General features: G+C 70.3%; 15 protein-coding genes. 7 read left to right on the top strand and 8 right to left on the bottom strand.

What is annotated here, in order from left to right; all coding sequences use genetic code 11:
* Positions 1-183: 183 nt before the first annotated feature.
* Both J1M36_RS04035 and J1M36_RS04040 read right to left on the bottom strand, forming a co-directional pair.
* Positions 184-525 (bottom strand): hypothetical protein, encoded by a 342-nt coding sequence (locus J1M36_RS04035; RefSeq protein WP_035965408.1) that lies wholly within the window; start codon positions 523-525, stop codon positions 184-186.
* A 126-nt stretch (positions 526-651) separates the two neighbouring features.
* Positions 652-939: a hypothetical protein gene (locus J1M36_RS04040; protein ID WP_206478701.1), complete on the bottom strand. Its 288-nt coding sequence runs from the start codon at positions 937-939 to the stop codon at positions 652-654.
* 63 nt (positions 940-1002) lie between these two features.
* On the opposite strand from J1M36_RS04040, the gene J1M36_RS04045 reads away from it, so the two are divergent.
* The 5 genes from J1M36_RS04045 to J1M36_RS04065 all read left to right on the top strand — a co-directional run bounded on the left by J1M36_RS04045 (position 1003) and on the right by J1M36_RS04065 (position 6615).
* Positions 1003-2391 carry a sigma 54-interacting transcriptional regulator gene (locus tag J1M36_RS04045; RefSeq protein ID WP_206478702.1) on the top strand — a complete coding sequence of 463 codons (1389 nt, stop codon included), beginning with the start codon at positions 1003-1005 and terminating at the stop codon, positions 2389-2391.
* Between the two features lie 7 nt (positions 2392-2398).
* Positions 2399-4420 carry a VWA domain-containing protein gene (locus tag J1M36_RS04050; RefSeq protein WP_206478703.1) on the top strand — a complete coding sequence of 674 codons (2022 nt, stop codon included), beginning with the start codon at positions 2399-2401 and terminating at the stop codon, positions 4418-4420.
* Between the two features lie 137 nt (positions 4421-4557).
* Positions 4558-5316, top strand: coding sequence for an LppP/LprE family lipoprotein (locus J1M36_RS04055; protein ID WP_206478704.1), 759 nt, complete (start codon positions 4558-4560; stop codon positions 5314-5316).
* 153 nt (positions 5317-5469) lie between these two features.
* Entirely contained in the window at positions 5470-5799 is a 330-nt protein-coding gene (locus tag J1M36_RS04060) for a hypothetical protein (RefSeq protein ID WP_064846019.1), read from the top strand.
* Positions 5800-5802: 3 nt separating this feature from the next.
* Positions 5803-6615 (top strand): nitroreductase family protein, encoded by an 813-nt coding sequence (locus J1M36_RS04065; protein ID WP_064846018.1) that lies wholly within the window; start codon positions 5803-5805, stop codon positions 6613-6615.
* Here the strand turns inward: J1M36_RS04065 and J1M36_RS04070 are convergent.
* The 3 genes from J1M36_RS04070 to J1M36_RS04080 form a co-directional block, all read right to left on the bottom strand.
* Positions 6588-7436: a methyltransferase domain-containing protein gene (locus J1M36_RS04070; RefSeq protein ID WP_231885518.1), complete on the bottom strand. Its 849-nt coding sequence runs from the start codon at positions 7434-7436 to the stop codon at positions 6588-6590. The genes J1M36_RS04065 and J1M36_RS04070 overlap by 28 nt on opposite strands.
* Positions 7437-7439: 3 nt before the next feature.
* On the bottom strand, positions 7440-8585 hold the full coding sequence (locus J1M36_RS04075; protein WP_193518829.1) for a type III polyketide synthase: 1146 nt from the start codon (positions 8583-8585) through the stop codon (positions 7440-7442).
* A 121-nt stretch (positions 8586-8706) separates the two neighbouring features.
* Entirely contained in the window at positions 8707-9192 is a 486-nt protein-coding gene (locus J1M36_RS04080) for a pyridoxamine 5'-phosphate oxidase family protein (protein WP_064846016.1), read from the bottom strand.
* A gap of 222 nt (positions 9193-9414) precedes the next feature.
* On the opposite strand from J1M36_RS04080, the gene J1M36_RS04085 reads away from it, so the two are divergent.
* Both J1M36_RS04085 and J1M36_RS04090 read left to right on the top strand, forming a co-directional pair.
* Positions 9415-10050, top strand: coding sequence for a hypothetical protein (locus tag J1M36_RS04085; RefSeq protein WP_064846014.1), 636 nt, complete (start codon positions 9415-9417; stop codon positions 10048-10050).
* Positions 10051-10372: 322 nt separating this feature from the next.
* The gene (locus J1M36_RS04090) at positions 10373-11173 is read left to right on the top strand and encodes a glycerophosphodiester phosphodiesterase family protein (protein ID WP_241246794.1); all 801 of its coding nucleotides are present in this window, start codon (positions 10373-10375) and stop codon (positions 11171-11173) included.
* Here the strand turns inward: J1M36_RS04090 and J1M36_RS13150 are convergent.
* From J1M36_RS13150 to J1M36_RS04105, 3 genes are all read right to left on the bottom strand, one after another.
* On the bottom strand, positions 11100-11582 hold the full coding sequence (locus tag J1M36_RS13150; protein ID WP_206478721.1) for a GNAT family N-acetyltransferase: 483 nt from the start codon (positions 11580-11582) through the stop codon (positions 11100-11102). The two genes, J1M36_RS04090 and J1M36_RS13150, sit on opposite strands and share 74 nt — an antisense overlap.
* A gap of 15 nt (positions 11583-11597) precedes the next feature.
* Complete coding sequence (locus J1M36_RS04100) at positions 11598-12017, bottom strand: VOC family protein (RefSeq protein WP_064846013.1); 420 nt, start codon at positions 12015-12017, stop codon at positions 11598-11600.
* Positions 12018-12092: 75 nt separating this feature from the next.
* A complete protein-coding gene (locus J1M36_RS04105) occupies positions 12093-13520 on the bottom strand; it encodes an NAD(P)/FAD-dependent oxidoreductase (RefSeq protein WP_193518833.1) in 1428 nt (475 codons plus the stop codon).
* Between the last annotated feature and the right edge of the window lie 211 nt (positions 13521-13731).

Genomic DNA, 13731 nt, shown 5'->3' on the forward strand with positions numbered 1-13731 from the left:
GTTTACCGCGCGCGTCCAGGTGTCAGGTGTGTCACGACGGCGACGACCCGCGCGGCCCTCGCGGCGGCATCGGTCCGGGTCACGCCGGGATTCGGCCCGCACGGCGACGACCCGCGACGACCGGGGGCCACACGGGCCACCCGGACGCCACGGGTCGTCGGTGGTCTGCGACGGCGTGTCGCGTCAGCGCTCGTCCATGGGGTCCACGGTCTGGTCTGCGCCGTCCCGCAACGAGCGGTTGACCTCGCGGTCGGCCTGCGGGTCCTGCACGAGGGCCTCGACCTCCGGGTCCTGGGTCTCGGAGGTGGTATCGAGCTCAGGGATCGTCTCCTCCTGCGCCACCTGCTCCACGTCGGCTTCCTCGGGGTGGGTCAGGGGATCCTCGTCGGCACCCCATTGGGCGTCGTCCTCCTCCCACGCGGAGTCCTCGTCACCGGTGGTGCCGATCAGTTCGTCCTCGCGGAACGTGTCGTCCGAGGCCTCGGGGTTGTCGAGCGGGTTGGGGTCCGGGATGGGCTGCGTCATGGGTTACTCCTTGCCAGGTTCTCGACGAGCGCGCTGTCACGCGCACGGTCAGACTACGGTGCCGCGGCCACGCGCCTCCACCGGACCCCCGGCCGCTTCACGCGCAGCGGACCGCTCCGGGGCGGCTCACACGAGCGGCCACGGGTAGCGCATGCCGGAGGGGTCCTCCGGGAGCCTGCCCAGCAGCGCGAGGGCACGGGCACGACGACGCAGGGCACGCGTCTCCTCGGTCGTCAGCAGCTCGGTCACCTCCGGCGGTGCGCCGTTCTCGGCGAGCGCCGCAATGTCCGCCACGAGGTCCAGGGGCAAGGGGTCGCGCGCGAATTCCCAGATCACGGTGCGCAGTTTGAACGCCGCGGCGAAGCACAGTCCGTGGTCGATCCCCCAGACCCCGCACGGCTCCCCGCCCGTCACACGGCGTCACCGAACCGCCCCGGGGGCTCGACGCCGCCGCCTGCCGGGCGTAGCGTGACGCGCGTGAACGCCCAACCTGACATCCGCACCCTGGGTGACCTGCGCGCGTCGGGTCATGAGCTGAAATCCCTGCGCCGGGAGATCCGCGACAACTTGCTCGCGGCGCTCGCCGCGGGGGAGAACCCGTGGCAGGGACTGCACGGCTTCGAGCGCACCGTGATCCCCCAGTTCGAGCGCGCGCTGATCGCGGGGCACGACGTCGCGCTGCTGGGTGAACGCGGCCAGGGCAAGACCCGCTTGCTGCGCACCCTGCCACGGCTGTTGGACGAGTGGACGCCCGTGATCGCGGGCTCCGAACTCAACGAACACCCCTACGAACCGCTCACCGCCGAGTCCACCGCGCGGATCGCCGCGGAGGGTGACGACCTACCGATCACGTGGCGCCATCGCGACGAGCGTTACGTGGAGAAGCTGTCCACCCCGGACACGTCCGTCGCGGACCTGATCGGGGACGTGGACCCCATGCGGGTCGCGGAGGGGCGGCGGCTCGGGGACCCCGAAACCATCCACTACGGGCTGATCCCGCGCGCGAACCGCGGGATCGTGGCGCTCAACGAACTACCTGACCTGGCCGAGCGCATCCAGGTGGCCCTGCTCAACGTCATGGAGGAGCGGGACATCCAGATCCGCGGCTATGTGCTGCGCTTGCCGCTGGACGTCATGGTCGTGGCCTCCGCCAACCCGGAGGACTACACCAACCGCGGCCGGATCATCACCCCGCTCAAGGACCGCTTCGGGGCGGAGATCCGCACCCACTACCCGCTCGAACTCGAGGACGAGATGGCCGTGATCCGCCAGGAGGCCGAACTCACCGCCGAGGTCCCCGACATCATCCTGGAGATCCTGGCCCGGTTCACACGACAACTGCGTGAATCCAGCGCGGTGAACCAGTCCTCGGGTGTCTCCGCGCGCTTCGCGATCGCGGGAGCTGAAACCGTGGCGGCCGCCGCCCGGCACCGCGCCACGGTGCGCCCCGGTGACCCCGCCGTGGCCCGGCTCGTGGACGTGGACACCGCGGTGGTCGTACTCGGCGGGAAGGTCGAGTTCGAATCCGGTGAGGAAGGCCGCGAGGACGACATCCTGGAGCACTTGTTGCGTACCGCGACCGCCCAGGCCGTGCGGGAACACTTCCGTGGCTTGGATCTCTCTCCCCTGGTCGCCGCGTTCGACGGTCAGCGCACCATCACGACCGGCGAACGCGTGGGCGCCCAGGAGTTCCTCGACGCCCTGCCCGCCCTCGAGGACTCCGAGCTCTACGACCGGTTGGCCGAACGCGTGGGCGGTGAGGGGCCCGGGTACCGCGCGACCGCCGTCGAACTCGCCCTCGAGGGGCTGTTCCTGACCCGGAAGCTCTCCAAGGAGTCCGGCGACGGGGAAACCGTCTACGGATAGGCCTCCCATGCGCACACCCCGGCATTCTTCACGGTACGGTCGTTACTCCGGCGGCCCCGATCCCCTGGCCCCACCCGTGGACCTCGGGGAGGTCCTGGACGCCGTGACCGAGGACGTCATGGCCGGCTACTCCCCCGACCAGGCCCTGCGCGAATTCCTGCGCCGCGGCGGGCGTAACCAGCGCGGACTGGACGATCTGGCGCGCCAGGTGCATCAGCGGCGTCGGGACCTGCTGAGCCGGCACCGCCTGGACGGCACGGTGCAGGAGGCCAAGAAACTGCTCGACCGCGCGCTGCGCGAGGAACGCGATCAGTTCCTGCGGGACGCGCGCATGGATCCCACGGACCGGCAGTTCCGGGAGATGCGCCTGGACGCCCTGCCGTCCTCCACCGCGGCGGCCGTGACGGAACTGTCCGACTACGACTGGCAGTCGGACGCCGCACGGCGCAACTACGAACAGATCAAGGACCTGCTGGGCCGCGAACTGCTCGAGCAGCGCTTCGCGGGGATGAAGAACGCGCTGCAGAACGCCACGGACGAGGACCGCGCCGCGGTCTCCCGCATGCTCGAGGACCTCAACGAGCTGCTTGAGAAGCACGCCCGCGGCGAGGACACACCCGAGGACTTCGAGCGGTTCATGAACCGGCACGGGGACCAGTTCCCCGAGAACCCCCAGGACATCGACGAGCTCATCGACGCGCTGGCTCAGCGCTCCGCCGCCGCGCAGCGCATGATGCGGTCCATGACCCCGGAGCAGCGCGAGGAGCTCATGGCGCTGTCCGCGCAGGCGTTCGGTTCCCCCGAACTGATGTCTCAACTGGACCGCCTCGACGCCGCGCTGCAGGGCCTGCGTCCCGGGTTGGACTGGTCCGGTTCGGAGCAGTTCGAGGGCGATCAAGGCCTCGGTCTCGGGGACGGGACGGGTGTGCTGCAGGACCTCGCGGACCTGGACGCCCTGAGCGAGCAGCTGTCCCAGTCGTATGCGGGTTCCACGCTCTCGGACCTGGACGTGGCCGCGCTGGCCCGGCAACTGGGCGACGACGCCGCCGTCGCCGCGCGCACGCTCACCGAGCTCGAGCGCGCCATGCGGGACAGCGGCTACCTGCGCCGCGGCACGGACGGCGAATTGCGGTTGTCCCCGCGGGCCATGCGCAAGCTCGGCAAATCCCTGTTGCGCGACGCCGCCGGGAGACTTTCCGGTCGCAGTGGCCGCCGGGACACCCGGCTCGCCGGGGCCGCCGGTGAGCAGACCGGCTCGTCCCGCCCGTGGCAGTTCGGGGACGTGGAACCGTGGGACGTGACCCGCACGGTGACCAACGCGGTGACCCGCACGGCGGCGTCGGGCGCGGACCCGAGTGCGGGTCTGCGGATCGACGTCCAGGACATCGAGGTGCGCGAGACGGAGGCGCGCACGCAAGCGGCGGTGGCGCTGCTCGTGGACACGTCCTTCTCGATGGCGTTGAACGGGCGCTGGGTCCCCATGAAGCGCACGGCGATCGCCCTGCACCAATTGATCTCCACCCGCTTCCGGGGTGACGCACTCGAACTCATCACGTTCGGCCGCTACGCCCAGACGATGGACATCGGGGAGCTGACCGCGCTGCCCGCGTGGCACGAACAGGGCACCAACCTGCATCACGGCCTGCTGCTCGCGCAGCGCTTCTTCCGCAAGCACCCCACCATGCACCCCGTGCTGCTCGTGGTCACGGACGGTGAGGCCACCGCCCACCTGGAACCCGGCGGCGAGGCATGGTTCATGTACCCGCCCGATCCCGAGACCCTACGGCTCACCGTGGCGCAGCTGGACGCCGTGGCCCGGCGCGGCACCGAGATCACCCTGTTCCGGCTGGGGGACGACCCCGGACTCATCAGCTTCATCGCGGCGCTCGCGCGCCGGGTGCGCGGTCGGGTGGTCGCCCCGGATCCCGAGGACCTCGACGCCGCGGTGCTGGGCGAATACATGCGTTCACGCTCCCGGAACGGCTCCTGGGGTGGGTCGGGTGACAGCTTCGCGGACGACGACGCGTGACGGTCTTCGGGACGAATGCCCTGGTCGCGGGCTGAATTCTTTTACATCTACATAGAAGTATTGCTTAAGTGAAGACGAGCCCTCACGCTGGAACCACCCGTGGACATCGGGGAACGGATGAGACGAGAGGATTCGTCATGCACCGCACACGCACGTTGACCGCGGCAGCCACCCTCCTAGTCCTGTCACTGGGCGGGCTCACCGGATGCAACTCCTCGCCCGCGGAACAACCACAGTCCATGGCCACCTCCTCCGAGATCGCCAACGGGCCCACCTCCGGCATCCGCTCCCAGGCCGCGAGCCCGCAGGCCGGGACCGACGCCGCGGCGACCGGCCAGGCGACCGCCGCGGCTCCCCTGTCCTCGCCCGCCGCGCAGCCCAAGAGTCACATGACCGCGTCCGACACCCCCGCGCCCGGGTCGCAGAGCCCCGCGGCGACCACTGCGGCGTCGTCTGCGACCCCCGAACCGTCCGGGTCGTGCGCGAACACCTCCGCGGAGCAGGCCGTGAACGAGAACATCGACAAGGTGGGCCCGGCGTTCCCCAAGGGCAACGTTCCCGACGCCGAGTGGGTGGCGATCGACACCGAGACGTACGACCCGTGCGCGGACCTGTCGTGGGTCACGCTGACGATCCGCGGGGGCACGGCGTCCTCCCCGTCGCAGCAGATGCTCTTCCACGACGGCGAGTACCTGGGCACGACCACCCAGGAGGGCATCGCCTTCTCGCCCGCGACCGTGCGGCTGTCCAACTCCGCCATCCAGGTCACCTACCGGTGGGCCAAGGAGGGCGAGAGCAATGCCGGTGCGAGCGGGCGGGCTGTGTCCACGTACACCTGGAACCCGAACACCGAGTCCGTGGACCACGCGGGCGAGTGGCCCCCGGGTATCGGCTGAGCCGCGCCCCGGCGCCCGGTTTCGACAACGCCACCACGCGCCGTCGCCCCCGCACTCCATCGGGACGGCAGCGCGGCCGCGTGGCTGGACACCATGGCTTGCCACGTGTGACACGATGAGCGCACGGGACGCACCCCACCGGCGAGGAGAGTCATGAACCTGCTGCGCACGCTCGTGACCGCATCCGCCGGTGCATACACCGCCAATTGCGCGCTGGGGGCGTCCGTGGCCGCCCGGTGGGTGAACACCTCGAACGTCCGGTGGATCCACCACGGTCTGTACATCACCACGTCCGCCGTGACCGCGGCGGCATGCGTGGCCGCGGTGCGTGAGCGCTCCCCAGTGGCGGCGGTCCTCGCACCGGCGGTCGTCCCGCTCTTCCTGTTGCAGCGCCACGGTGCGCACCCGCTGCGACGTCACACCCGAGACGCCCTCGCGGCGGCTCCCTGCTACGTGGCCGGCCTCGCGCTGGCCTGGAGGTGAATCGTGGAATTCCTGGATGCCGTGTTCAACCGCCGCACCACCAACGGCCCGTTCCGCCCGGATCCTGTGAGCCCTGAGCACCAACAGTTGCTGATCCGCGCGGCGGCCGCGGCTCCCTCCCAGTTCAACAGCCAGCCGTGGCGGTTCGTGCTGATCGAGAACCGGGACACGATCGAGACCGTTGCCCGGATCAGCGGGGAGAGCATGACCGAGGTCATGGGCGCGGGCACGTTCTTCGACCGGTACAAGAAGTACTTCCGGTTCAGCCAGAAGGAGATGGACGCCCAGCGCAGCGGCATGCTGTTCGACAAACTGCCCGCGCTGCTGCGCCCGTTCACGTCCAAGGCGTTCACGCCCTCCGGGCAGAGCCTCATGAACAAGCTGCGCGTGCCCCAGACCCTGGGCGAGGAGAACCGCAAGCTCGTGGCGGGGTCCCCGCTGCTGATCGGCGTGATGCTCGAGCGCGGCGAATACCGCCCGGAGGAACTGTCCGGGTTCTACTCGGTGTTCAGCATGGGTGCCGCCATGGAGAACCTGTGGCTCACCACGGTGGAGTTGGGTATGGGGATCCAGTTCGTGTCCTTCCCCATGGAGGCACCGCACCAGTGGCAGCGGATCATGGACGTGCTGCGCGTTCCGGAGGATCTGGAGCTCATGGCCGTGTACCGGCTGGGCTACGTGCCCGAGCGCACCCACCGCCCGGCGATCGACTGGTCCAGCCGCGAGCGCAAACGCCCCTCCCAGTACGTGTTCCGGGAAACGTGCGAGACGCCTCAGCAGGGCTGGGATCAGGACGTGCGTCCCGGGTCCGACTGAGTCCGGTCCTGCTGCGGGGTGTCCACCTGATCCCGGTCCGCCCGGACCGGCTCCGCGTCCTGGCCGGTGTGCACCGCCAGCAGCCGGAAGAACCGCTGTTGCACGGCCCGCCACCCCGGGGGCAGCGCCTGGCGCAGCTCTCCGGGGCGGTAGCTGCGCCGGATGGACAGCAGACCGTCGAAGCGCACGAACACCCTGGCTCGTGCGAGCGGCAGCGTGGCCACCCAGTACAGCAGCCAGGCCGCGCGGCTGCGGCGCAGGTCGTTGTGCACCGCTACCCCACGGGTCAGCCGACGTGAGTCCGCCAGCACGGCGGACAGCTCCTTCCGTGTCAGGTGGTGGAGCATGTGGTTGGAGATCACGGCGTCGTAGCGCTCCCCCGCTGCCACCAGATCGTGGCTCGCGAGCGTCCGGTAGGTGGCGCCCACTCCGCGGTCGTGCGCGGCCGCCCACCGGGTGGCCCGGGCGTCCGGGTCGATCCCGGTAATCCGCACGTCCAGCCCGTCGCGAGCGGCCCAGCGGGCGATGGCCCGGGCGACGTCGCCCCCGCCGCACCCGATGTCCAGCACGGTGCCGGGGCGACCCTCTCGGGCAGCGGCACGCAACGCGGGACGTACATACCGGCGGTAGACGGGCCACCAGGATGCAACGAGCGGGTTGATCACCCCGAACAAGCGGTAGGTGTTGTCCAGGGCCACCGGATCGCAGGCCGGATCGTCCATGAGCTCCGGCTCGTCCACGCTGCGGTGGCGGAGCAGGGGGTCGCGGCGGCCCAGGACATCAGCGTGCGGCAGAGGGTTGTTGCGCAGCATAGGCTTCATCGCTCACCTCGTCTCGGACGCGGGACGGACCCGCAGCAGGGCGCTCTCGATGCTCAGGCCGGGGCCGAACGCGAGCGCCGCCACGGTGCCCGGGTCCCCCGCTCGCACAAGGCGCTCGAGCACGAACAGGATGGTCGCGCTGCTCATGTTCCCGGCGTCCGCGAGCACTCCGCGGGACGGGGCCATCTGCTCGTCCGTGAGCGCGAGCCGTCCCTGCACCTTGTCCAGGATGCTGCGTCCCCCCGGGTGCACGGCCCACAGGGGGATCCGGTCCGCGCTCAGCCCCGCGCGGTCCAGCAGGGGTGCGAGGGCGTCCGTCACGTGGTCGTCGATGATCCGCGGCACGTAGGTCCCCAGGATCATCTCGAAGCCCTCGTCCCCCACGCTCCACGCGAGTTCCTCCTCGCCCACTGGGGCCAGGGTCGTCTCGAAGTCCACGAGCTCGAGGGTAGCGCCGGGAGCGGCGGCGTCGCGCCCGGTCACCACCGCGGCGGCCGCACCGTCCGCGAACAGGGCGTTGCCCATCACGGTGTCGGGATCGTTGCGCACGTGCAGGTGCAGGGTGCACAGCTCCACGCACACCACGAGCACCACGGCGTCCGGATCCGCGCGGCACGCGGTGTACGCGGCTTGCAGGGCGGGGAACGCGGCATTGCAGCCCATGAACCCCAGGTGCATCCGCTTCACGTCCGCGGGTAGCCCCAGGTCCTTGGCCACGCGCACATCCGGGCCCGGTGCGAAGAACCCGGTGCAGGACACCGTGATCACGTGGGTCACATCCGCGAGCTCGATCCCGGGGGCCGCGGCGTCGAGGGCCGCCCGGGCGGCTGTCACGAACATCCGTTTGGCGTGCTCGGTGTAGAGCTGGTTGCGTGCGTGCGTTCCCGGCGAGCGCAGGTACCGGGTCGTGGGATCCACGAACGGCGACGCCGCGGCGTCGCCCCCGTCAACGGTCCCCGATGCCACAACGCCCAGCTCGGGCAGGACCGTGTGGCGTGTGCTCACCCCGGCGCCCGCGAAGGCGGAACGCACCACACGCGTGCCGAGCCTGGTCATCCCCGGCTGCTCGGCGAACAGCCGGGACACGTCCTCCTGCCGGATGACGGTGTCGGGGACGGCGGTCTCGATCGACAGTAGGCGTACGGTCATACTCCATGGTAGGCGCGCGGGCCCCCGCCCGGACGAGGCGCCCCGTGCCGGACGAGCCCCGACATGCGCAACGGCCGCCCGATCCATGGGGATCGAACGGCCGTCGGACGGGCGGTTCGGATCAGAGATCCACGACCTTGTTCTCGCCGTCCACGGTGTCGCCCTTGACCTTGGACTTGATCAAGTTGGCCACCTGGGTCACCTTGCTGTTACCCGGGCTGTCCCAGTACTCGGCGCTGTGGCCGTCGATCTCGATGAGGATGTTGTTGGGGTTCTCCGGGCCGCCCTGGAGCCACGAACCGGTGAAGCTGCTCCACAGTTCCTTGAGCTTGGCCTCGTCGTTGACGATGCGCGCGGTGCCACACACTGACACCCACGAACCGGAACCCGAGTAGGCCACGTTCACCTCGGGGCGCTGCTGCAGGGCCTGCGCCTGCTCGGAGTCGCGCTCCGCGATGAACCGCACGGTGCCGTCGAACTCGACCTCCTGCGTGGCCATGGGCTTGGACACCAGGTGACCATCCCCGTCCACGTGGGTGAGCATGGCGATGCGGGTGCCCTTGATGATGTCCCGCACCTTCTGGATGTCGTCGGTGTTCTCCGCCATGGCACTTCCTTTCGTCGAGGCTGTGAATGCCCACCAAACCGTGGGGTCTGCCACCGCGATGTGGCGTCGATTGTCAGTTTATTTACTAGTGACGGTGCGCACGAGAGAGTTGGCCGGGAGCGGAATTCACGCCGTCGTGAGCAGCACGGCCCCGAACGATCCGGTCGTGGGCGGCATGATGTCGGACGACACGGACACAGAGATCCAGGCAGGGAGGGACGCATGACGCGATCGCACGAGGACACCGTGCACGTGCTGTTGGAGCGCCACGGCACCACGTACGCGCAGGACGCCGGCATCGAGCTGCGGGACACGCCCGCTCCCCTGTTCCAGCTGCTGGTGCTGGCCAACCTGCTGTCCGCGCGCATCGGGGCCAAGGTGGCGGTCGCCTCCGCGCGCGAGCTGTTCACGGCCGGGTACCGCACCCCGGAACGGATGCGCGCGGCGTCGTGGCGGCAACGGGTTCAGGCGCTGGGGCGCGGCGGCTACAAGCGTTACGACGAGCGCACCTCCACAATGCTCGGCGACGGCGCCGCCCTCCTGATCGACGAGTACGGCGGGGATCTGCGCCGCGTGCGTGAGCGCGCGGACGGTACCGACGACGTCCTCGAGGCGCTCCAGCAGTTCCCGGGGATCGGCCCCGCGGGCGCCGCGATTTTCGCCCGGGAGGTACAGGGTGTCTGGCCCGGCCTCGCGCCGTTCTTCGACGCCAAGGCCCTGGACGGCGCCCGGCGGATCGGTCTGCCCGACGACGCCCACGACCTCGCGGACCTCGTCCCGCCCGAAAAACTCCCCATCCTGGCCGCGGCCCTGGTCCGGGTCGCGCTGGACCGCACCAAGGGTGACCCGCTGGAGTAACGGACCGGGTGCGATCCGCCGGAGGTGCATTCGGCGGCGGACGCCGGGTTAATACACCGGCTGTGGTCCGTGGTGCCGAGTTAACACCTCGGTCATCGGGGTGCTCCACAGCCGTCATGTCCCCCCGCGACCATGGGTTCGGCCCGTTCGCCGGTCATCACCACGCGACCGGCAAGGCCATCTCCGTACGGCAACCCGTGAGAGGCTCTGGATGCGCACCCGCACAACCCCCCTGACCGACCGTCTCGCAACGGACCCCCTCCGCTGGATCCGGCCCACGGCCCTCCTGACAGCACCCCGCGGGCGGGAGGACACTGCGGGAATGACCATTGCGCCGGCCCACCTGTTGATCGGCCACCGCGGAGCCGCGGGGGTCGCACCCGAGAACACGGTGGCGGCGTTCGAGGTGGCCCGTTCCTCGGGTGCACAGTTCTTCGAGCTCGACGTCCAGCTCTCCGCAGACGGTGTGCCCTTCGCGTTCCACGACCCCACCCCCGCGCGCACCACGAACGCCGCCGAGGTGTTCCCGGGTCGGGAGAACGATCCGGTCACGTCGTTCACATGGGCCGAATTGCAACGGCTGGACGCTGGTTCGTCCTTCTCCGGCGCATTCCGGGGCGAACGCATCCCGCACTTCGACGACGCCGCGGAGGTTGCGCGCGACGCGATCGGCGTGTTCATCGAGATCAAGTCCCCGGACACGTCCCCCGGTATCGAGCACATCATCGTGGAGCGTCTGCGATCGGATCCCCGGTGGCAGCGTCTGGTCCGCGACGGGCGAATCGAGGTCCTGGGGTTCGACGCTGCTTCCAATCAGCGCTTCGCGGTGCTGGCCCCGGAGGTCCCCCTGCAGCAGCTCGTGTACCGGGTTCCCGATGCCGAGACCCTCGCGCGGATCTCCACCTACGCGGGGCAGGTGGGGTCCAACCACCGCTGGCTCAATGCGGCCGCGGTGGACCGGGTCCGTGCGGCAGGGCTGGGCATGAGCGTGTACACGGTGAACGCCGAGCGCAATTTCAACCGCATGGTGGCCCTGGGCGTGGATCGGATCACGACCGACTTCCCCGTGGGGTTCTCCCGGAAACACCCCGCGACCGTGGGTCACGCCGTGGCCGTGCGGTAGCGCCGACGGTCGCCGGACCGCAACCGGGCCGCCGCCGCGCTGCCCTGCCACCGGGGATCCGTTCGCAGCCGTCCGTAGGTGTCCACGTCCACCCGCGGCCACGGACAGCCTCCGTCATCCAGTAGGAGAACCAGCTGTTCCTGTTCTGCTCGTCCACCGCGATGCACACGAGCCCCACGGGCCCGTCCCCGTGGCACACGGCCCACGCGACCTTGCTTCCGCCCGGGTCGGTGAGCCGGTGGACGTACTCCTCTGCCTCTTCCGACGTGGTCACCGTGCCCTGCCGGGACATGGCCGGGTCGGAACGGAACGCGGAGAGGACGGCAGCGGCGTCGTCGGTGTGGAGTGGCCGCAGGGGGGGGCGGCGCGGTGACGATATCGGAGGCCCCGGTGGCGCCGGGACCGATATCGGCCCCGACGGACGTCATTCCTGGGACGCCGAGAACGACCACATCACGCCGTAGCGGTCGAAGACCTGGCCGTACCAGTCGCCCCACGGGGCCTTCTCGAACGGCATGCCCGTGTGGCCACCGCCGGCCTCGAGCTTCTCGATGAGGGCCCGCGCCTCCGTGGCCGTCTCCGTCGTGTAGAGCAGGGAGTAGGCGGTCCCGGTGAGCGGGTAGTCGTCGTCCCCCATGGCGTCACCGGCGGCGATCACCCCGCCGGGCATGGTCAACGTCGAGTGGGCCACGGCCTGGGGATCCGGTTCGAACGGCATGCCCTGCAGGTCCATGTCGCCGTAGCGCAGGATGTGCAGGTCACCCCCGAACACGTCGTGCCAGTGCTCCATGGCTTCGGCGGTGGTTCCGGGCAGGGCGATGTACGTGGCGAGTGAGGGGGTCATGTGAGGCTCCTTCGACGAACGCATCCCGGATGATTCGGTCCCAGTATGGCCGTCGCGAGCGGATTCGGGAACCTTTTACTCCGGCGCCCGGCGCAGTTGCTCGGGCAGTTCCTCGAGCAGCCGCAACCACAGTTCCGAGACCGTGGGATAGCTGGGCACCGCGTGGCGCAGCACGTGCACCGGTACCTTCCCCGTGATCGCGATCGTGGCCGCGTGCAGTTGCTCGCCAGCATCCGGGCCCACGAACGTGGCACCCACGAGGCACCGGGTCTCCCGGTCCACGACGATCTTGGCCTTTCCAGAGATGGTGTCACGCAGCAGCGCCGCGCCGGCCGCACCGTTGTAGGGCACCTCCGCGGTGACGACGTCGATCCCCCGGTCCCGCGCGGAGGCTTCCGTCAGTCCCGTCTGCGCGACCTGCGGTTGCGTGAACACGACCTGGGGCACCGGCGGATTCTCCACCTCGTACGGCGCGGGCGCCCCCGTGGCCGCCGCCTTGATCCTGGCCCCGATGACCCGGGCGCGGTACTTGCCCCAGTGGGTCAGGGGCACATCGCCGCTGGCATCGCCCACGGCGTGCAGCCATGCGGGGAGCTTCTCATAGAGGACGTCGTCCGCGCTCAGCCCGACCGCGTCGAGTCCCACGTCCCGCAACCGCGGGGTACGGCCTGTGGCCACGAGCACCTCGGCCACGTCGACGGTCCCGGCGGAGGTCTCCAGGTGGACCTGCCCGCCGTGGACCCGGCCCAGCCCCGTGTCCTCGGCATCGCTGCGGGTGCACTTGGTGACGGATGCGTCGAGCACCACTTCCACGCCGCTGGCGCGCAACCCGTCCAGGACGGTGTCCCCCGCGAACGGTTCGTTGCCGGACAGCAAACCCGAGCCCCGCACGAGCAGGGTCACCCGGGATCCCAGGGCGTTGAGCCACACCGCGGCCTCACATGCCACGACTCCCCCGCCCACGATCGCGATGCTCTCCGGCGTCTCGACCACGCCGGTCGCGTCCGCGGACGTCCACGGGTGCGCTCCGTCGAACTCGGAGGGGATGCTCGGCTCGCTGCCGGTCGCGAGGATCACGGCGTGCCGCGCGGTGAGGGTGCGCGCGGCGGCGTGGTCGGCCTCGATGCGCACCGAGCGCTCGCCCACGAGGCGGGCGTGGCCGCGCACCACGCGGATGCCCGCGGACTCGGCCCACTCGACCTGGGAGGAGTCGTCGTAGTCGGAGACGAACGAGTCGCGCCGCGCGAGCATGCCGTCCCGGTCGAGCCGCGTGGGGACGACGCCCTCGAGGTCGTCCGTCAGTCCCGTCACGTCGACCGGGCGCAACAGCGCCTTGCTGGGCATGCACGCGTAGTACGAGCACTCCCCGCCCAGCAGGTGACCCTCCACGATGACTGCGGTGAGGTCCGTGCCCTCGATCGCGTACTGCGCGGCGTTCTCTCCCACCGCGCCGCCGCCGATCACGATCACGTCCACCGACTCCTGCGTTGCTGACTCCGTCATGTCCTCACAGTAGCCGCCGGGGTGCCGGATGTCGGCCCGGGGGCACCCCGTGCTCGGTGCGGAACCGGCCTCCCACCTGGCAATACTCCCGATTGTGACCCTCGTCATGTGTACGGTGGAAGAGCCACCTCCGTTGCATGGTCGGCATCACGACCCTTGCCGGCCCAGCGGACCGACGATGAGGAGATGCCATGAACGCGAGCGCAATGAC

It is taken from the genome of Kocuria sp. KRD140, from assembly GCF_017168375.1.
Taxonomy (GTDB): domain Bacteria; phylum Actinomycetota; class Actinomycetes; order Actinomycetales; family Micrococcaceae; genus Kocuria; species Kocuria marina.